Genomic DNA, 18,377 nt, shown 5'->3' on the forward strand with positions numbered 1-18,377 from the left:
CCTGGGTCTTCAACGCCCAATAGCGAATGCATTCCGCAAGGGAATTCATAAAATTGTCAAGAAATTAGTAACCTATTTCATTCGGGAATTTGAACAGCCATTCACATCACATGGCCGCATCGAGTCGAAAGCGTCCGGCGCCCGGAATATTTCGAATCCTGATAAATAATCGACACGCACAATTACGGCACGTTCTCCGACGAAAATATATCAACCGCGAATTGTGATGTTATTTCGCACTCTCGGTGATCTTATAGCGTAGATAAACCTGCATACGGCGCATAAATTTACCACTGAAGCGTCGCCATGATCGCCATGCTCGGGAGTGGCGGGGTCTGACCGACTTCCTGGAAAGCGCTCAGCGGCGGCACCTTTACTAACCAGCCCACCCTAAGCAGATCTTCGAGAACCTCTCCCAAAGCGCAGCACGCCGCTCCCGACTGGTTGGCCCTGGGTCAAGACCGCAGAGCATATGCCAACGAGCGCTTCACTGCCCGGCTGCTTGCGGAGGCGCGTCGATTGCGCGCCATCTCAGGATCATTGGTGCACGGCCTCAACAGCKGGAGCGGAATGCGCCTTCCATGCCGCGCAGAGACGAGAAAGGGCGTGCGCAGTGATGCACACGCCCCTTTTGGCAAACAGGGGCTCGCCGGGGCAACTCTCACAGAGGCTTGGACGCCGAAGCCGCCCCTGTACGACCAGATGCAAGCCGAGACCCGCGYCGTCCGACTGCCGGGATCGAGACACGATCTCGATCCGCATCCACCATCTTGGCTTCACCGCATCCCCTCAACCGGAAGGGATGCGGCAAGCCGCCCGGATCAGGCCGTGGCGTAGCCGACCGTGCCCTTGATCTCGAGGAATTCCTCGAGGCCGAAATCGGCATATTCACGGCCATTGCCCGATTGCTTGTAGCCACCGAAGGGGGCGCCAGCATCCCAGGCCGGGTAGTTGATGTAGACATTGCCGCTGCGCATCTGCGCCGCGACCTTGCGGGCACGTTCCAGCGAACCGGACTGGACATAGGACGCAAGCCCGTAAGGCGTGTCATTGGCGCGGGTGACGACCTCCTCTTCCGTCCGATAGGGCAGAATCGAGAGCACCGGCCCAAAGATCTCTTCGCGCGCGATCGTCATGTCGTCCGTGACATTGGCGAACACGGTCGGGCGGACGAAATAGCCGCGATTGAGCCCCTCGGGGCGACCCGGACCGCCGGTGACGAGATCGGCGCCATCCTTGATGCCGGCCTCGATCAGTGCCTGGATCTTGTTGTACTGCGTCTCGCTGACGACCGGCCCGAGCCAGGTGCCTTCCGCCGAAGCAGCGCCGACCTTGAGCGGCTCGGCCGTTGCCTTGGCGATTGCGACCGCCTTGTCATGCAGCTCCGCCGGCACGAACATCCGGGTCGGCGCGTTGCAAGACTGGCCGCTGTTGCGCATCACGCTCTCGACGCCGAGCTTCACCGCATAGCTCAGATCGGCATCGTCGAGGATGATGTTCGCCGACTTGCCGCCGAGTTCCTGATGCACGCGCTTGACGGTGTCGGCTGCCGCCTTGGCGACCAGAATGCCGGCGCGGGTCGAGCCGGTGAACGAGACCATATCGACCTGCGGATGGCGCGAAATCGCCTCGCCGACCGTCGGGCCATCGCCATTGACGAGATTGAACACGCCCTTCGGCACGCCCGCCTCGTGCATGACCTCCGCGAAGATGATCGCGTTCATCGGGGCGATCTCGCTTGGCTTCAGCACCATGGTGCAGCCCGCCGCGAGAGCCGGCGCGACCTTGCACATGATCTGGTTCAGCGGCCAGTTCCAGGGCGTGATCATGCCGACGACGCCGATCGGCTCCTTGGCGATCAGCGTCGTGCCGCGCAGCTCCTCGAACTCGAAGCTCTCGAGCGTCTCGATCATCTTGGCGAGATGCGCGGTGCCCATTCCGGCCTGTGCACGATGCGCCAGATCCTTCGGCGCACCCATCTCCTGCGACAGCGCGTCCGCGATATCGGCATAGCGCGCCTTGTAGGCCTCGAGCAGGCGGCGCATCAGGGCGAGGCGTTCCGCCTTCGACGTCGCGGCAAAGGCCGGGAAGGCGGCGCGTGCAGCAGCGACCGCCTTGTCGACGTCGGCCTCGGTGCCGAGCGCGATGGTGGCAAAGGCCTCCTCGGTCGAGGGGTCGATGACCTCGAGGGTCTTGTTGCCCATCGGCTGGACCCATTGGCCATCGATGTAGAATTGCAGGGCATGCGACATGGTGCGGTCTCCGGCGGCTGGGCTTTGGGGGGAGTAATGCTCGTCCCTGAACAGGCGATGTCCGGGGAACGGCAGCGAGGCGGCCGCAGCCCCTGAAGCTGGCGACCGTGATTGGCGGCGAACCCGGCCAGCGCGCATCGCCCTCGCGAGCGGCTCGTCCAGCTCCACCTGACGGAATGTTTGGCGCTATGGCAGCATGGATATTACGATAGGCGGGCGTCACGCGCTTGTCACCGTCACCGGCCGGGCCTGGCTGGAATGACCGTCATGCACGCCAGGCGGCCGGAGCTTGCGGCCGATTGGCAGGGGCAATCCGCTTCTGCTGCGCGACCGCTCAGCGTCGCCTCCCGGCTTGACCTTCATCACCGTGTGAACAGCGCCGTTGCGGTCAACGTCCCAGGCCAGCCGCAGGTCATGCCCACCTCATTGCCTATTCTCTATGCGCAATCGGCACGACACAAATCCGTGACCGCCCTGGTTCACAGCCCTGCCTTGCGCGCGCGCCGCTGGCGCATGGACCAATGGAATCCTACAGTTCGCCATTCCCCAAACACAGGGCAGGCGTTGCAGATCGATGGACAAGCGTGTCGAGACCGATGAGCAGAAGCCGGCTCTGTCGGAAGCGGATATCCGCTCCATCATCATTGGCATCATGCTCGCCATGTTCCTGGCCGCGCTGGACCAGACTATTGTCGCCACCGCCATGCCGACGATCGGGCGCGAGCTCGGCGACGTTACGCATCTGCCCTGGGTCGTGACCTCCTATCTGCTGGCTTCGACCGCGGTGACGCCGCTCTACGGCAAGGTCGCCGACATCCATGGGCGGCGGGTAACGCTGCTCGCCGGCATCGTGATCTTCATCGTCGGCTCGGTTGCCTGCGCACTGGCATCGTCCCTCTGGCTGTTGGTGGTGGCGCGCTTCGTCCAGGGGCTCGGTGGCGGCGGGCTGATCTCGATGGCGCAGACCATCATCGGCGACATGGTGCCGCCGAAGGAGCGCGGCAAATATCAGGTCTATATCGCCAGCGTCTTCTTCTCCTCCTCGCTGCTCGGACCGGTGCTCGGCGGGGTGATCTCCGAGGCGCTGCATTGGTCGGTGATCTTCTGGATCAACCTGCCGCTCGGGCTCTTCGCCTACCTGATGACCGACAAGGCGCTGAAGCGCCTGCCGCGGCATGAGCGACCGCACAAACTCGATTTCCTCGGCGCCGGGCTGATGACGAGCGCAACGGTGACGCTGCTGCTCGCGCTCTCCTGGGGTGGCGTGCATTATCCATGGGCCTCGGCGCCGATCCTCGGGCTGGTCGGCCTGTCGGCACTGCTCTGGATCGCATTCGCCATGCGTCTCAAGACCGCAGAGGAGCCGCTGATCCCGCTCGCGATCCTGGCCAATCCGGTGGTGCGGATGGGCACGATCGCCGCCGGCTTCGGCATGGGCACCTTCATCGGGCTCACCATCTATCTGCCGCTCTATTTCGAGACGGTCGCCGGGCTCTCGGCCGCCAATTCCGGCATGGGATTGATCCCGCTGACCTGCGGCACCGTCATCGGCGCGACCGCATCGGGACGGGCAATGACCCTCCTCAAGCACTACAAGCGCGTACCGGTTGCAGGACTTTGCATCGCCCTGATCGGTACCGCATTGCTGATCGCCTTCGCCGGCCGGATGTCGCTCATCCCCTTCGGTATCGTGCTGGCGGTAATCAGCCTCGGCTTCGGCACCTTGCTGCCGGTCGCCACCGTCTCGATCCAGAATGCCGTCCAGCCGCACCAGCTCGGCACGACGACGGCGACGGCGAACTTCTTTCGCCAGATCGGCGGGGCGCTGATCGTCGCCGTATTCGGAGCGATCGTCCTCGGCGGCATCGGGGCAGGCTCGGGTGTTACGGCCGAGACCCTACGGAGCGGAACGGCGGACCGCGCCACCATGATCATGCTGTTCCAATATGTCTTCGCAGCGACGTTCGCGGGCTTTGCACTGGCCCTGTTCTTCCTGTTCAGGATGAAGGAAATGCCGCTGCGCGGCCGCGCCATCGAGGCTGCGAAGGAAATCGCAGGCGAATAGGGCGGGACAAGCATCCTCGTCCGCGTTTGACGAGCATCAAACCGGCGGGGTTGCCGGCAGGCTAAACCGGAGCGCAATCTCGCATTGCCGCAACTCTGTCACAGCCGCGCGGCAGGTTGAGTTTGCCCGCCAAAGGAGAGCCCCATGTCCGATCTCGTCGTCATCGTATACCCGACCGAGGCCAAGGCCGAGGAGATGCGCCAGAAAGTCATCTCCCTGCAGAAGGAATACCTGATCGAGCTCGGCGACGCGGCGATCGCGGTCATGCATGAGGGCGGCAAGATCAAACTGAACCAGCTCATGAACACCACCGCGCTCGGGGCGGTCTCGGGCAGCTTCTGGGGCCTGCTGATCGRCGCGATCTTCCTGATGCCGGTGTTCGGCGCTGCAATCGGCGCGGCGTCCGGCGCACTCGGTGGTGCGTTGACCGATTACGGTGTCAATGACGGTTTCATGAAGGAACTCTCGACCAGCCTGCAGCCGGGCAACGCCGCGCTCTTCCTGCTGATCCGCAAGATGACCGGCGACAAGGTGCTGGAAGCGATCAAGGGCACGGGTGGCGTGGTGCTGAAGACATCGCTCGACCACACCCGCGAACAAGCCCTGCGCGACGCGATCTCGGCTTCACCTGGGGCGGTCGAACATCCTTCGACGCCCGGCGCGACAGCAACCCCGACGGCCGGCGAAGCACCCTCGCCCGTGGGCTGAAGCACACCCTTGAGGCGACGTCATCCCGGGCAGCCAGAGCGAGGCCCGGGATCCATTCGTTACCGCTGACGAGGACCCCGGCTGCGCTATGCCTCTGCCGGGGTCTCAGCGCGTATCAGTCCCGCAGCAGCTCGTTGATTCCGGTCTTGGCGCGGGTCTGGGCATCGACCGTCTTGACGATCACGGCGCAGTAGAGCGAGGGGCCCGGCGTTCCATCATTCAGCGGCTTGCCGGGAAGCGACCCGGACACCACCACCGAATAGGGCGGCACCTTGCCGATATGGACCTGACCGGTGGCGCGATCGATGATCTTGGTCGAGGCCGAGATGAAGACGCCCATCGAGATCACCGAACCCTCGCCCACGATCACGCCCTCGACCACCTCGGAGCGGGCACCGACGAAGCAGTTGTCCTCGATGATGGTCGGGTTGGCCTGAAGCGGCTCAAGCACACCGCCGATGCCGACGCCGCCAGACAGGTGCACGTTCTTGCCGATCTGCGCGCAGGAGCCGACGGTCGCCCAGGTGTCGACCATGGTGCCTGAATCGACATAGGCGCCGATATTCACATATGACGGCATCAGCACGACGTTCGGCGCGATGAAGGCGCCGCGGCGCACGGCGGCCGGCGGCACGACGCGGAAACCGGCGGCGCGGAAGCGATTCTCGCCCCAGCCCTCGAATTTCGAGGGAACCTTGTCCCAGAACACCCCCTCGCCCGGGCCCCCTGCGATGATCTTGTTGTCGTTGAGACGGAAGGAGAGCAGCACGGCCTTCTTGAGCCACTGATGCGTCACCCATTCGCCGCCCAGTTTTTCGGCAACGCGGGCCTGGCCGGAATCGATCATCTCGATGGCCTGCTCGACGGCATCGCGCACCGCCCCTTTGGTGCTGACGCCGATCTCTGCCCGGTTTTCCCAGGCGGCATCGATGGTGGCGGCGAGATCGGTCAGGCTCATCGTCGGTCTCCGTTCAGAATGCGCCGGAGCGATGGCGGATCAAGACAGCGGCGTCAAGGAGAAGCGCGGCGCGCCGCCGACTTCTCGTCCGCACGTGCCGACGCCGGCCGCCTGGCATTGACTGTACCAAGGCATCATGAATCCGACGCCGCAGGAACGCCCCAATTGCCCCCCCAAGGTCATCGACCTGGGCAGGGAATCTCGGAATCATGAATGCGATGAAGCCTTCTCTTTCAAGACGAGCTGCGACCGCGATCGCCTTGTCGGCCACGATCATGGGCGCAGCTCCCAAGGCCGCGGCGCAGGCCCAACGCGACGTCGATTGGACCACGCAGAAATGCGTTCGGTACAAGGAGGCCTATGGTGCGGCCATCGCCAAGCGGGGAAAGACAGGACTGAGCGACGAATTCCTCGCCCGGCACGATGCCTTCCTTGCGACCAACTGCACGGCGCAGGCAGACGTCTGCCCACGCAGCGGAAAGGAGCTTGAGCTGGCTAATATCCTTGTTCTGATGTCCCTCAACGGAGGACTCTCGAGCACATTCCTGCCCTTCGCCTGTCGAAAGCCGACATAGGCCGTCTGCGCCCGCCCCCTTGATGTGCCGGAAGACGTTCGGTCTATTCCTCGCCTCTGCCGCCTTCCACTACTGAAGAGCGACGTCCACGCCTCGTTCGCAAGGAGCGGCCATGCGCCTCTGGATCAGGAACCCGCTCGGCATCGTCGCCGCGGACGCCGGCGGCGGCGTGGTGGTCGAGCATGGCGCCATCGTCGAACTGCTGGCCGCCGGCAGCGCTCCGGCACAGCCGGTCGACGAGACATTCGATGCCTCCGATCATGTCGTGCTGCCCGGGCTGATCAACACGCATCACCATTTCTACCAGACGCTGACACGCGCCCATCCGGCCGCGATCGACCGTGAGCTCTTTCCCTGGTTGAAGGCGCTCTACCCGCTCTGGGCCCGGCTGACGCCCGACGATCTCAGGCTCGCAGTGCGGGTCGCACTCACCGAATTGCTGCTCTCCGGCTGTACCACAGCGGCAGATCACCATTATCTCTTCCCCAAAGGGCTGGAGAGCGCGGTCGATATCGCGGTCGACGAGGCGCGCGCGCTCGGCATCCGCATGACTGTCTCGCGCGGCTCGATGAATCTGTCGCAGAAGGATGGTGGGCTGCCGCCGGATGCTGTGGTGCAGGACGAGGAGACGATCCTGGCCGACAGTGAGCGCGTGCTCTCGCTGTTCCATGATCCAAAGCCAGGCAGCATGATCCAGATCGCGCTGGCGCCCTGCTCTCCCTTCTCGGTGACGCCTGCGCTGATGGCGAAATCGGCTGAACTCGCCGCGCGCTTCGATGCTCCGCTGCACACCCATCTCGCCGAGACGCAGGATGAGGAGGCCTATTGCCTCCAGGTCTACGGCAAGCGCCCGCTCGACCTTCTGGAGGATGCCGGCTGGATGCGGCCGAAGACCTGGCTGGCGCATGGCATCCATTTCTCCTGCGAGGAATGCGAGCGGCTGGGCCGGGCCGGCGTCGGCATCTGCCATTGCCCGACCTCGAACGGCGTGCTCGCCTCCGGTTTCTGCCGGACACGCGAACTCGAGGCCGCCGGCTCGCCGCTCGGCCTCGGCGTCGACGGCTCAGCCTCCAATGACGGCTCGAACCTGATGGAAGAGCTGCGCCACGCCCTGCTGATCAACCGGTTGCACTACAAGAGTGCCAGCGCCGTGACTGCGCGCGACGTGATCCGCTGGGCGACGGAAGGCTCGGCACGATGCCTCGGGCGCTCCGATATCGGGCGGATCGCGCCCGGCATGCAGGCGGATCTGGCACTGTACCGGCTCGACGAGCTGCGCTTCTCCGGCGCGCATGATCCCGTCGCAGCGCTGGTGCTGTGCGGCGCGAACCGGGCCGATCGTGTCATGGTCGCGGGGCGTTGGCGGGTTGTCGACGGTGCCGTGCCCGGACTGGACATCGCCGCGCTGCGGCGGATGCACAGYGCAGTTGCGATGCGCTACGCGTAAGGGGCCGTTCGCGCCTCAGAGCATTCTGCGAAATATGGCAACGGTTTTCGCATAGAGCATGCTCTAAACCATTAGAATCGATCACGTTTTCTGCATTTGGACACTTTTATCCAAATGCAGAAAACGTGATCTAACCATCTGTGAGTGCATCGGCTTGCCCGAAAACCGCAATCCACTTTTCGGGCCGATGCTTTAGCGTGTCGCGACGATGAACAGCCGCGGGAAGGGCAGCAGCACGGTGCCATCCGGCATCGCGGGGTAAGCCTGCGCAATGAGACCCTGATAGCGTGCGAGGAAGGCTTCGCGCTCGGCCTCGTCGAGCAGATCGAGCAGCGGACGCAAGGCGGCGCCCTTGAACCACTCGACCACCGCCGAAGCCCCGCCCGCGAGTGGATGATGATAGGTCGTGCGCCAGATATCGAGCCTTGTCGTGCCGCCGCGCAGCGCCCGATAATACCAGTCAGCGCCATGGCGCGCCGCGCGCGTCTGCAGCGCTGGGGCGAGCTTGCCGGCCCAGGTCCCGTCAGCGGCAACCTCACGCATCAGCACATGGGCCGGTTCGTCGAGATTATCCGGCATCTGCACGGCGAGCGTGCCGCCCGGCGCAAGCTTGGCCATGAGTGATGGCATCAGGACTTCGTGATCGGGCAGCCATTGCAGCACGGCGTTCGACAGGATCACGTCATAGGGGGCGGCCGGCTGCCATGAGGCGATATCGGCAACCTCGAACGGGATCGCCGGCAGGCGCCTGCGGGCGGCCGCGATCATGTCGGAAGAGCTATCCATCCCGCTGATCGCGGCGTCGGGGAAACGCGCCAGCAGAAGCTCGGTCGAGTTGCCGGGACCGCAACCGATATCGACCGCGCTTGCCACGGCGTCCGTCGGGACCTGGGCAAGCAGATCGCGAACCGGGCGGGTCCGCTCATCCTCGAATTTCGTGTACTGCCGTGCCGACCAGGTCATAACGATTTCCATATCCTCATGAGCAGGAAGGCCCGCGATCAGAGCAGTTTTGCCAGATACCGCCCGTAGCTCGATTTGCCCGTCAGCTTCGCCAGTTCAGCCAGCTGCCCTTCATGGTACCCTCTGCGCCATCAACGTGGCCACGACCTCCCGCATGCGTTCCTGCCACGGCTTTGCGCGATAGCCAAAGATCGCGGCGAACCGGGCGGAATCAAGCACCGAATTGGCAGGACGGCGCGCCGGTGTCGGGAATTCCGCAGTCGTGATCGCGTCCACGATCGGGCTCCGCCCGGTGAAACGGGCCTGCTCGGCAATGATGGCGCTGGCGAAGCCATGCCAGGTCGTCTCGCCCTGCCCGGCAACATGGTAGGTGCCCCAGGGCTCGGCGCCGGCCATCAGCGCAGCGCGGACGGCGAGGATCGCCTCGGCAAGGTCGCGTGTCGCGGTTGGAGAACCGCGTTGGTCGGCGACAACGCGCAGGACATCGCGTTCTGCGGCAAGCCGCAGCATGGTCTTCAGGAAGTTTGCGCCATGGACGCCGTAGACCCAGGCGGTGCGCAGGATGACATGGTGCGGCTGCAGGGCCCGGATGCAGACCTCTCCTTCGCTCTTGCTCGCACCATAGGCACCGAGCGGCGCGACGGGGTCGCTCTCGACATAAGGCCCGGGTTTGCTGCCGTCGAAGACGTAGTCCGTCGAAACATGGAGGAGCGGAATGCGGGCTTCGGCCGTCGCCTCGGCAAGAATGGCGGGCCCTTCCGCATTGGCGGAGAAGGCGGCGACCGTCTCGCTCTCGGCCCGGTCCACCGCCGTAAAGGCCGCAGCATTGACCACGAGGCCGGGGCGATGGGTCTTCAAGGCCCTTGCCACAGCCGCACGGTCCGTGATGTCGCCGTCAGCCCGCGCCAGCCCGACGAGCGGAACGCCACGCTCATGCGCCAGCGCCGTCAACTCGCGGCCAAGCTGACCGCCGGCGCCAAAAAGCAGGATCGGCGCTTCATTCACGAGAGGCCGAGCCTCTCGCCGCGATAAAGCCCGTTGCGGATGCGGCCCCACCAATCCGGATTGGCGAGATACCAGCGAACGGTCTTCTCCAGCCCGCTCTCAAAGCTCTCCTGCGGGCTCCAGCTGAGCTCGCGGGCGATCTTTGAAGCGTCGATCGCATAGCGACGGTCATGGCCGGGCCGGTCGGCGACAAACCGGATCAGGGTGTCGCGCGGGCCGATAGCGGTGTCGGGGGCGAGGCTGTCGACCAGGCCGCAGATCGCGCGCACCACATCGAGATTGGTGCGCTCAGCATTGCCGCCGACATTATAGCTCTCGCCGGGGCGTCCGGTTACCGCGATCAGGCAAAGCGCGCGTGCATGATCCTCGACATGGAGCCAGTCGCGTACCTGACCGCCATCGCCGTAAACCGGCAATTCCTTGCCCTCAAGCGCGTTCAGGATGACGAGCGGGATCAGCTTCTCCGGGAAGTGATAGGGCCCGTAATTGTTCGAGCAGTTGGAGAGCACGACAGGCAGCCCATAGGTGTGGTGCCAGGCACGCACGAGATGGTCGGAAGCGGCCTTCGACGCAGAATAGGGCGAGGTCGGCTGATAGGGTGTCGTCTCGCTGAACAGACCTTCCGCGCCAAGCGAGCCGAAGACCTCGTCGGTCGAGACATGGTGGAAACGAAAGCTGGCCTTCGCGTCCTGCGGCAGGGCTCGCCAATGGTCGAGCGCCGCCTGGAGCAACACGAAGGTTCCGACGACATTGGTCTGGATGAAGGCGCCCGGCCCATCGATCGAACGGTCGACATGGCTTTCCGCCGCAAGGTGCATCACGATATCGGGCCGAAATGACGCAAAGGCCTCGCGCATGGCGGCGAGATCTCCGATATCCGCCTGCAGGAAGGCGTAGCGCGGAGTGGTCTCGACCGGCTTCAGATTGTCGAGATTGCCGGCATAGGTCAGCTTGTCGACGACCAGCACCTGATGCGGCGTCTCGGCGACAAGGTGCCGGACCACAGCCGAGCCGATGAAACCGGCGCCGCCGGTGATGAGAAACCGCGTCACTCAGGCGCCCTCATAGACGAAGGGGCTGGCAAAACCGGTAAAACCGGGCAGCTTCGCGTCCTTCTCGGACAGTGTCGCGGCCCCGGCTACCACTGGCCAGTCGATGGCAAGCGCCGGATCGGCCCAGAACAAGCCGCCCTCGCTCTGCGGCGCATAGGGCGCGTCGACCTTGTAGGCGACCTCGGTGCCGGGTTCGAGCGTGCAGAAACCATGGGCAAAGCCGTGCGGCACGAAGAGTTGCTCGGCACCGTCCGCATTGAGCAGCACCCCGCACCAGCGCCCGTAATGCGGCGAGCCGCGCCGGAGGTCGACAGCGACGTCGAAGATCGCGCCCTTGAGCACGCGCACGAGCTTGGCCTGGGCAGCGGGCGCAGTCTGATAATGCAGGCCCCGAACGGTGCCGACCTGCGCCGAACGCGACTGGTTGTCCTGAACGAAATCCGGCGCGATCCCAGCTGCCGCGAAAGGCTCGCGGCTATAGGTTTCCATGAAGTAGCCGCGGTCGTCGCCGAAACGTCGCGGCCGGACCAGTACGGGACCAGGAATGGCGAGAGGCGCGAAGGTAAAATTGGACATGAGGTCTCCTGCCTGGCCGCAGGTAGTCTTGCCGCCGCCCCCCTGTCAACGACGCGCAGCCGCCGCCTCGGTGACATCATCAGGCGAAAATTCGCGCAGCTCGGGCAGCCGCGCATGGATCCGCCGCAACAGGGCGGTCAGCCCGGCAATCTCCTCGGCGGAGAAATCGGCCAGGATCAGGTTCTCGCGCTGGAGGGCAACCGCGATCAGGCGGTCATGCAGCTCGTAGCCACTCTGCGTCAGCTGCAGAACCTGCCGGCGCGCATCGCGGCTATCCGCATGTTCGCGGACATGACCGGCCCAAACCAGCGCCGCCACGGCGCGGCTGACCGCCCCCTTGTCGAGGCTGATGACCTCGCAGATGCGCTGCGCCACGATACAAGGCTCGATCGCGAGCTGCGAGATGATGCGCCATTCCGTGACGCCGACGCCGAACAGATCGAGATAGAGGCGGGACGAACTGCGCGACCAGGTGTTCGAGATCGTCGTCAGGAAATAGGGCAGGTAACCCGCAAGGTTGAGCACCTCCCGGTCCCCGTCCCCGCCCTCGGCCTTGCGGCGCCTCGTCGAAACCATGCTGCGCCCACGATCGATCCCTGGAGGGCCCACCAAATCCGGGATGGCGGCGTTCGGCAAGCGGAGTCTGCCGCAGACTATTCCGGCAGCGGAACCGCGAGCCCGACCTTGACGCGGTCCATCGCGACGAAGGTGCGGAACTTCCTGACATTGTTGTTGCCGAAGAAGAGCCGGCGCGTCAGCGCCTCATAGGCCGCCATGCTCGGCACCAGGATGACGAGCACAAAATCCGCTTCGCCAGTGACGTAGTAACATTGCTGCACCTCAGGTGCTGCGGTGAATTCCTGCTTGGCGGCGTCGATCAGGTCGGCACGCTCGCTTTCCAGCTCCACCTCGACGAAGATGGTGATCGCCTGTCCGAGCCGGGTAGGATCGACGAGCGCGACATTGGCCTGGATGACACCCGTCTCCTCCATGCGCTTGATCCGGCGCTGGACGGCGGGCGCGGACAGGTTGACCGCTTCGCCGATCACACGCTGCGGCGTCGTGTTGTCGCGCTGCAGGATGCGCAGGATCGCGAGGTCGAAATTGTCCAGCGTGACTGCTGGCGAAGGGGATCGGGTCAAGAGGAGCGCCCAACGAAACAAACTTGCATTTCAGGGGACCAAACACAGCGGTCTTTTCGCCATGATTGCAATATCCATTCGTTGTACCAGCGCGCAGGAGCGGCGATGTTTCTTCCCAACCACCACCCCGACCGTCGCAAGGCGCTCGATCCGATCGATGCCGAGACCCTGAGCATCGCCGCGGCCGCCGAGGTCGAGCGCCATCTGAGCTATCGCGAGAACCACGTCGAGACACCGCTGCATGCCCTGCCAGCCATGGCCGCCGAGCTCGGGGTCCGTGCGATCCACGTCAAGGACGAAGGCCATCGCCTCGGCCTTGGCAGCTTCAAGGCACTTGGCGGCGCCTATGCCGTCTTCCGGCTGGTGCTGGAGGAGGCGAGCAGGAAGCTCGGGCGGCCAGTCGATATCGCCGAGCTGAACAGCCCCGAGGTCCGGGCCGTAGCGGCGGGGATGACGGTCGCCTGCGCCACTGACGGCAATCACGGCCGTTCGGTCGCACAGGGCGCCCAGCTCACCGGGGCGATGGCCGCGATCTTCGTGCATGCCCGAGTCAGCGACGAACGTGTCGCGGCGATCGCACGCTTCGGCGCGACGATGATCCGGGTCGAGGGCACCTATGACGACTCGGTCACGGAAGCCGCCCGCGTCGCGGAGAAGGAGGGCTGGACAGTCGTCTCCGATACTTCCTGGCCAGGCTATGAACGCATCCCCGGGCTGGTGATGCAGGGCTATACGGTGATCATCCGCGAAGCACTGCGTGAACTCGCCGAGCCGCCCACGCATGTCTTCGTGCAGGCAGGCGTCGGCGGCATTGCCGCTGCGGCTGCGGGCTATCTCGCCAATGCGCTCGGCGACCAGCGTCCCGTCTTTGTGGTGGTCGACCCTGCGCGCGCGGCCTGCATCTTCGAGACGGCGAAGGCCGGCCATCCGGTCAAGGTCGTTCATGGCGAACCGACCGTGATGGCGATGCTCGAATGCTACGAGCCCTCGCCTATCGCCTGGCGTGTCCTGTCTCGCGTCGCCGACGGCTTCATGACCGTCGAGGACGAGGATGCCATCGCGGTGATGAACCGGCTGGCGCGGCCCGCTGGCAAGGACCCCGCCATCGTCTCCGGCGAAAGCGGTGGTGTCGGCCTGGCCGGCGTCATCCGGGTTGCGGCTGATCCCACGGTCAGGAAGCAGCTTGGCCTCGACGCGACCTCCCGCGTTCTCGTCATCAATACCGAGGGCGCGACCGATCCCGAACGCTATGCCGAACTGACCGGCCTGCCGGCACGAGCCGCCCAGTAATGCGACGATGAACGCGCGCATCGCCATCGAGGCCCGAAAGGCGCCGGGACGGGCGGAGCAGGCCGCGACCCGCATCGCCTTCTTCGTTGCCGGGCTCGGCATCGCCGCATGGGCACCCCTGGTGCCCTATGCCAAGCTGCGCATGGCTCTCGACGATGGCGCGCTCGGATTGCTGCTGCTCTGCCTCGGCGCCGGCTCGATCCTGGCCATGCCGCTATCGGGCGCGCTGGCTTCGCGGTTCGGTTGCCGCCGCGTGCTGATTAGCGCGGTGCTGCTCGTCGCTTTCATGCTCCCGGCTCTCGCGACCGCCGCGCACCTGCCGCTGCTCGGCCTGGCACTGTTCGTCTTCGGAGCCGGAATCGGTTCGCTGGATTGCGTCATCAACATCCAGGCCGTGATCGTCGAGCGAGCCAGCGGGCGCAGCATGATGTCCGGCTTTCACGGTCTCTTCAGTCTCGGCGGCATCRCCGGAGCGGCCGGGGCCAGCGGGCTCCTGATGCTGGGTGCGACGCCGCTCCTCGCCACGCTCGTCGTCGTCGCGATCCTCCTTGCCGCGATGGCCTGGGCGGCCTCGGGGCTCCTGCCCTATGCCGGCAAGGGCGAAGGCCCGGCCTTCGCCATTCCGCACGGCATCGTGCTCTTCATCGGCGTGCTCTGCTTCGTCGTCTTCCTGGCCGAGGGCGCCATGCTCGACTGGAGTGCCGTCTTCCTGACCGATCTGCGCCGGGTCGATGCCGCTTATGCGGGACTTGGCTATGCGGCTTTCGCCAGCACCATGACGATCGGCCGGCTGACCGGCGACCGCTTCGTGCACCGCCTCGGCCCCCAGCGCATCATCGTCTGGGGCGGCCTCTGCGCAGCGGCAGGTCTCGTGCTCGCAACGCTTGCACCATCCTGGCTGGCAGGCCTCGCCGGCTTTGCGCTCGTCGGGGCGGGCTGCTCGAATATCGTGCCGGTTCTCTACACGGCGATCGGCAGACAGAACGCGATGCCCGAGCATATCGCCGTGCCCGCGATCTCGACACTGGGCTATGCCGGCATCCTTGTCGGCCCCGCGGCAATCGGTGCCATCGCCCAAGTCGCGAGCCTGCCCATTGCCTTCCTGGTCGTCGCGACGCTGCTCATCGGCGTCGCAGCCAGCGCTCCGCGGTTGCGCACATGAGTTTCGCATCCCTCGCAGCGCCGCAAAGCGCGCCCGTTGGAGGCAGACCATGACTGCGCTCTCGACGAGTCCGGTTCATCATCCCGTTTGGCAAGGCACGCAAATGAGTACGGCATCAGAGCTGACGCGAACGATGGACCTGATCTACCAGACTCATTCGCCCTATGCGCGCAAGGTCCTGGTCTTTGCCCATGAAGCGGGTCTCGCCGGACAGCTGCGCGTCGTCCACCAGGAGACGAGCCCGACCAACCGGAACGACGACGTCTTCGCGCTCAACCCGCTCGGCAAGGTTCCCGTCCTCGTCCTCCCCGATGGCGAGGCGATCTTCGATTCGATCGTGATCTGCGACTATCTCGCGAGCCTCGACGGCGGCAGCCGGCTCATTCCGCAGGGTGGGCGGGCAAGATGGTCCGCGCTTCGCGTGCAGGCGCTCGCCCAGGGACTGTGCGACGCTGGCATTGCGCTGCGCTGGGAAACCGTACGCCGCCCCGAGGCCCTGCGGTATGCGCCCCTGGCGGAGGGAATGACGGCGAAACTCGTCGAATCCTACGATTTTCTCGAACGCGAGGCGGATTTCGACGCGCCACTCCATGTCGGCCATATCGCGCTTGCGACCGCCCTTTCATGGCTGGAATTCCGCGCGCTGCCCGCCTTCGAGCCTGGCCGGCCACGGCTGGCCCACTGGTATAGCTCCTTCTCGGAACGCCCCTCGATGCGCGCCACGCTCTATGACGGCGAGACGCATGACTGATCGCCAGGCCAGTTCGCCCGGCGGCCGCCCCCCGGCTTCACGATGGTGGAGAGAGACATGACCACGCTCGACCCGAACGCCCTCGAACGCGAGATGACGGGGTGGCGGCGTGACCTGCACGCCCATCCCGAATTCGGCTTCGAGGAGAAGCGAACCTCCGCCTTCGTCGCGGCCAAGCTCAGGGAGTTCGGCCTCGACGATGTGGCCGAGGGCATCGGGGGCACCGGTGTCGTCGGCACGCTGAAGCGCGGCAGCGGCAACCGCGCCATCGCGCTTCGGGCGGATATGGACGCGCTGCGCATCAGCGAGCAGGCCGAGCACGCCCATCGCTCGCAAACGCCCGGCACCATGCATGCGTGCGGCCATGACGGGCATACCGCCATGCTGCTTGGTGCGGCAAAGCTGCTGGCGAGCGAGGGCGGCTTCGACGGTACCGTGCGCTTCCTCTTCCAGCCTGCCGAGGAATGGGGCAGAGGCGCGCTCGCCATGCTCTCCGACGGGCTGATGGAGCGCTTTCCCTTCGAGGAGATCTATGGGCTGCACAATGCGCCGGAATTGCCGGTCGGTCAGTTCCAGACACGCGCCGGCTCGATCATGTCGGCGGAGGACAATTTCGAGATCGTGCTCAAGGGCATCGGTGGCCATGCGGCGCGTCCGCATGTCGGCAATGAGGTCCTGATCGCCGCCTGCGCGCTCGTCACCAGCTTCCAGACCATCGTGTCGCGGCGGCTCAGCCCGACCGATATCGGCGTCGTCTCGGTGACCGAACTCATCACAGACGGCACGCGCAACGCCCTGCCTGGCCTCGCCCGCATCCTCGGCGATGCCCGCAGCTTCCGGCCGGAGGTCAGCGCCGAGATCGAGAAGCAGATGCGCATCATCACGGACGGAACGGCGCTCGCCTATAACGTCTCGGCCGAGGTGACCTATACGCGCGAATTCGTGCCGCTGGTGAATGACGAGGCGCTGGCGGCAGAAGCCCTGACGGCCGCGAGAGGCGTGTTCGGCGCGGAGAATGTCGCCACCGCGCGCGAGCCGATGACCGGCTCGGAGGATTTCGCCCGTTTCCTCGACCATGTGCCGGGCTGCTTCGCCTTCGTCGGCAATGGCCCCTCGGCGCCCTTGCACAATCCTTGCTACGACTTCGACGACGCCGGCCTCATCCATGGCGCACGCTTCCATGCCGCAATCACGCGGCAGCGCCTGCGCCCTGCCTGACCAACACCCGTCGCACCTGCCGCTTGCCGATCCGGAGCTCCCCCATGGCCCACTCCCTCACACCCGGCTCTACCGCCCCCTTCAGGGAGCCCGGCCCGAACCAGCCCGCCCTCGACGCCGACGCCGTCTGGGAGGCGCGCGCCGATCTCGCCGCCTGCTTCCGCATGGCGGCGCGCCATGGGCTGGAGGAAGGCATCTGCAACCATTTCTCGGCGCTGGTGCCGGGCTATGACGACCTCTTCATCGTCAACCCCTATGGCTGGGCCTTCCGCGAGTTGACGGCCTCGAAGCTGCTGATCTGCGATTTCCACGGCAACGTCGTCGCTGGCGAGGGACAGCCCGAGGCGACGGCCTTCTACATCCATGCCCGCATCCACAAGGCGCTCCCCCGCGCCAGGGTCGCCTTCCATACCCATATGCCCTACGCGACCGCGCTCTCGATGACGGAGGGCGAGCCGCTGATCTTCGCCGGCCAGACCTCGCTGAAATTCTACGGCCGGACCGCCGTAGACCGCGATTACAATGGGCTTGCGCTCGACGAGAGCGAGGGCGACCGCATTGCCGGCGCCATCGGCGACGCCGACATCGTCTTCATGAAGCACCACGGCGTGATGGTGCTTGCTCCGACGATCGCCGAGGCCTGGGACGATCTCTACTATCTCGAGCGCGCCTGCGAGGTGCAGACGCTGGCGCTCTCGACCGGGCGCAAGGTCCTGCCCGTTGCGCCCGCGATCGCCGAAGCCGCCTGTCGCCAGATGCGCGAAGGCGACGCGGAATCGGCAAGGCTTCACCTCGCCTCGATCAGGCGCACCCTCGATCTCGAAGAGCCGGCCTATCGCAGCTGAGCGAAGAACGCCGGTTTCGTCCATCCATGCGTGCGGCGCGGTCCATCGACCGCATGAAACAACTCGACAAGAGCCGACAGGCGGCGCTAGCTTCCCTAGAAGGAATGTAAGGTATCCGGTGGGCCGGTACGTTGGTACCAGCGCCCAATCATAGTCGCGGGAGCTGTCACCGTGATGTCCGATGGTGCCAAGGCTGAAACTGGGGCCACATTCAGGCCTGCAACGCGACGGCAGGAGTTCCTTGCCTTCATCGTCCTGGCGATCCTGATCTGGCCGGTCATCGCGGTCGGCGTCGTCGGCGGCTATGGTTTCCTGGTCTGGATGCTGCAATTGGTCTTCGGACCGCCCGGCCCACCACGGTGAGGGCC

General features: G+C 65.3%; 18 protein-coding genes. 10 read left to right on the plus strand and 8 right to left on the minus strand.

The genetic code is table 11. The annotated features are described in order from the left end of the window. Nucleotides 1-821 precede the first annotated feature (821 nt). Nucleotides 822-2,252 carry an aldehyde dehydrogenase family protein gene (locus AC1DW9_RS25435; protein WP_441490385.1) on the minus strand — a complete coding sequence of 477 codons (1,431 nt, stop codon included), beginning with the start codon at nt 2,250-2,252 and terminating at the stop codon, nt 822-824. 574 nt (nt 2,253-2,826) lie between these two features. Between AC1DW9_RS25435 and AC1DW9_RS25440 the strand changes: the two genes are divergently transcribed. Both AC1DW9_RS25440 and AC1DW9_RS25445 read left to right on the plus strand, forming a co-directional pair. Then, entirely contained in the window at nt 2,827-4,317 is a 1,491-nt protein-coding gene (locus tag AC1DW9_RS25440) for an MDR family MFS transporter (protein ID WP_441490386.1), read from the plus strand. Nucleotides 4,318-4,461: 144 nt separating this feature from the next. Further along, complete coding sequence (locus tag AC1DW9_RS25445) at nt 4,462-5,025, plus strand: DUF1269 domain-containing protein (protein ID WP_476855210.1); 564 nt, start codon at nt 4,462-4,464, stop codon at nt 5,023-5,025. A 115-nt stretch (nt 5,026-5,140) separates the two neighbouring features. Here the strand turns inward: AC1DW9_RS25445 and dapD are convergent, their stop codons facing one another. Further along, nucleotides 5,141-5,983 carry a 2,3,4,5-tetrahydropyridine-2,6-dicarboxylate N-succinyltransferase gene (dapD, locus tag AC1DW9_RS25450; RefSeq protein ID WP_043242272.1) on the minus strand — a complete coding sequence of 281 codons (843 nt, stop codon included), beginning with the start codon at nt 5,981-5,983 and terminating at the stop codon, nt 5,141-5,143. Between the two features lie 218 nt (nt 5,984-6,201). Here dapD and AC1DW9_RS25455 point away from each other — a divergent pair, with 218 nt between their 5' ends. Together AC1DW9_RS25455 and AC1DW9_RS25460 are read left to right on the plus strand one after the other, a co-directional pair. After that, nucleotides 6,202-6,558: a hypothetical protein gene (locus AC1DW9_RS25455; RefSeq protein ID WP_441507478.1), complete on the plus strand. Its 357-nt coding sequence runs from the start codon at nt 6,202-6,204 to the stop codon at nt 6,556-6,558. Between the two features lie 112 nt (nt 6,559-6,670). Continuing rightward, complete coding sequence (locus AC1DW9_RS25460; RefSeq protein ID WP_441507477.1) at nt 6,671-8,005, plus strand: 8-oxoguanine deaminase; 1,335 nt, start codon at nt 6,671-6,673, stop codon at nt 8,003-8,005. Between the two features lie 192 nt (nt 8,006-8,197). Here the strand turns inward: AC1DW9_RS25460 and tam are convergent, their stop codons facing one another. From tam to AC1DW9_RS25490, 6 genes are all read right to left on the minus strand, one after another. After that, nucleotides 8,198-8,968 (minus strand): trans-aconitate 2-methyltransferase, encoded by a 771-nt coding sequence (gene tam / locus AC1DW9_RS25465; RefSeq protein ID WP_441507476.1) that lies wholly within the window; start codon nt 8,966-8,968, stop codon nt 8,198-8,200. Nucleotides 8,969-9,079: 111 nt separating this feature from the next. Beyond that, a complete protein-coding gene (rfbD, locus tag AC1DW9_RS25470; RefSeq protein WP_441507475.1) occupies nt 9,080-9,973 on the minus strand; it encodes a dTDP-4-dehydrorhamnose reductase in 894 nt (297 codons plus the stop codon). Beyond that, on the minus strand, nt 9,970-11,025 hold the full coding sequence (gene rfbB, locus AC1DW9_RS25475) for a dTDP-glucose 4,6-dehydratase (RefSeq protein WP_441507474.1): 1,056 nt from the start codon (nt 11,023-11,025) through the stop codon (nt 9,970-9,972). The genes rfbD and rfbB overlap by 4 nt, the downstream gene beginning before the upstream one ends. Next, on the minus strand, nt 11,026-11,601 hold the full coding sequence (rfbC, locus tag AC1DW9_RS25480) for a dTDP-4-dehydrorhamnose 3,5-epimerase (protein ID WP_441507473.1): 576 nt from the start codon (nt 11,599-11,601) through the stop codon (nt 11,026-11,028). It lies immediately after the preceding gene. Nucleotides 11,602-11,646: 45 nt separating this feature from the next. Beyond that, a complete protein-coding gene (locus AC1DW9_RS25485) occupies nt 11,647-12,177 on the minus strand; it encodes a MarR family winged helix-turn-helix transcriptional regulator (protein WP_441507472.1) in 531 nt (176 codons plus the stop codon). A 77-nt stretch (nt 12,178-12,254) separates the two neighbouring features. Next, nucleotides 12,255-12,743 carry an Lrp/AsnC family transcriptional regulator gene (locus AC1DW9_RS25490; protein WP_441507471.1) on the minus strand — a complete coding sequence of 163 codons (489 nt, stop codon included), beginning with the start codon at nt 12,741-12,743 and terminating at the stop codon, nt 12,255-12,257. Between the two features lie 105 nt (nt 12,744-12,848). Here AC1DW9_RS25490 and AC1DW9_RS25495 point away from each other — a divergent pair, with 105 nt between their 5' ends. The 6 genes from AC1DW9_RS25495 to napE all read left to right on the plus strand — a co-directional run bounded on the left by AC1DW9_RS25495 (nt 12,849) and on the right by napE (nt 18,372). After that, complete coding sequence (locus AC1DW9_RS25495) at nt 12,849-14,033, plus strand: diaminopropionate ammonia-lyase (RefSeq protein ID WP_441507470.1); 1,185 nt, start codon at nt 12,849-12,851, stop codon at nt 14,031-14,033. 7 nt (nt 14,034-14,040) lie between these two features. Continuing rightward, a complete protein-coding gene (locus AC1DW9_RS25500) occupies nt 14,041-15,195 on the plus strand; it encodes an MFS transporter (protein ID WP_476855211.1) in 1,155 nt (384 codons plus the stop codon). Between the two features lie 133 nt (nt 15,196-15,328). After that, nucleotides 15,329-15,946, plus strand: coding sequence for a glutathione S-transferase family protein (locus AC1DW9_RS25505; protein WP_476776627.1), 618 nt, complete (start codon nt 15,329-15,331; stop codon nt 15,944-15,946). A 57-nt stretch (nt 15,947-16,003) separates the two neighbouring features. After that, on the plus strand, nt 16,004-17,164 hold the full coding sequence (locus tag AC1DW9_RS25510; RefSeq protein WP_441507468.1) for a M20 aminoacylase family protein: 1,161 nt from the start codon (nt 16,004-16,006) through the stop codon (nt 17,162-17,164). A gap of 44 nt (nt 17,165-17,208) precedes the next feature. Next, nucleotides 17,209-18,009 carry an aldolase gene (locus AC1DW9_RS25515; RefSeq protein ID WP_441507467.1) on the plus strand — a complete coding sequence of 267 codons (801 nt, stop codon included), beginning with the start codon at nt 17,209-17,211 and terminating at the stop codon, nt 18,007-18,009. 174 nt (nt 18,010-18,183) lie between these two features. Beyond that, nucleotides 18,184-18,372 (plus strand): periplasmic nitrate reductase, NapE protein, encoded by a 189-nt coding sequence (napE, locus tag AC1DW9_RS25520; protein ID WP_441507466.1) that lies wholly within the window; start codon nt 18,184-18,186, stop codon nt 18,370-18,372. Nucleotides 18,373-18,377 lie beyond the last annotated feature (5 nt).

This window comes from Allobosea sp. P4_E12 (assembly GCF_056401655.1).

Coding starts and splice junctions, on each gene's coding strand:
- AC1DW9_RS25435 (WP_441490385.1), bottom strand. CDS start 2,252: ATGTCGCATGCCCTGCAATTCTACATCGATGGCCAATGGGTCCAGCCG.
- AC1DW9_RS25440 (WP_441490386.1), top strand. CDS start 2,827: ATGGACAAGCGTGTCGAGACCGATGAGCAGAAGCCGGCTCTGTCGGAA.
- dapD (WP_043242272.1), bottom strand. CDS start 5,983: ATGAGCCTGACCGATCTCGCCGCCACCATCGATGCCGCCTGGGAAAAC.
- AC1DW9_RS25455 (WP_441507478.1), top strand. CDS start 6,202: ATGAAGCCTTCTCTTTCAAGACGAGCTGCGACCGCGATCGCCTTGTCG.
- tam (WP_441507476.1), bottom strand. CDS start 8,968: ATGACCTGGTCGGCACGGCAGTACACGAAATTCGAGGATGAGCGGACC.
- rfbC (WP_441507473.1), bottom strand. CDS start 11,601: ATGTCCAATTTTACCTTCGCGCCTCTCGCCATTCCTGGTCCCGTACTG.
- AC1DW9_RS25485 (WP_441507472.1), bottom strand. CDS start 12,177: ATGGTTTCGACGAGGCGCCGCAAGGCCGAGGGCGGGGACGGGGACCGG.
- AC1DW9_RS25495 (WP_441507470.1), top strand. CDS start 12,849: ATGTTTCTTCCCAACCACCACCCCGACCGTCGCAAGGCGCTCGATCCG.
- AC1DW9_RS25505 (WP_476776627.1), top strand. CDS start 15,329: ATGGACCTGATCTACCAGACTCATTCGCCCTATGCGCGCAAGGTCCTG.
- AC1DW9_RS25510 (WP_441507468.1), top strand. CDS start 16,004: ATGACCACGCTCGACCCGAACGCCCTCGAACGCGAGATGACGGGGTGG.
- AC1DW9_RS25515 (WP_441507467.1), top strand. CDS start 17,209: ATGGCCCACTCCCTCACACCCGGCTCTACCGCCCCCTTCAGGGAGCCC.
- napE (WP_441507466.1), top strand. CDS start 18,184: ATGTCCGATGGTGCCAAGGCTGAAACTGGGGCCACATTCAGGCCTGCA.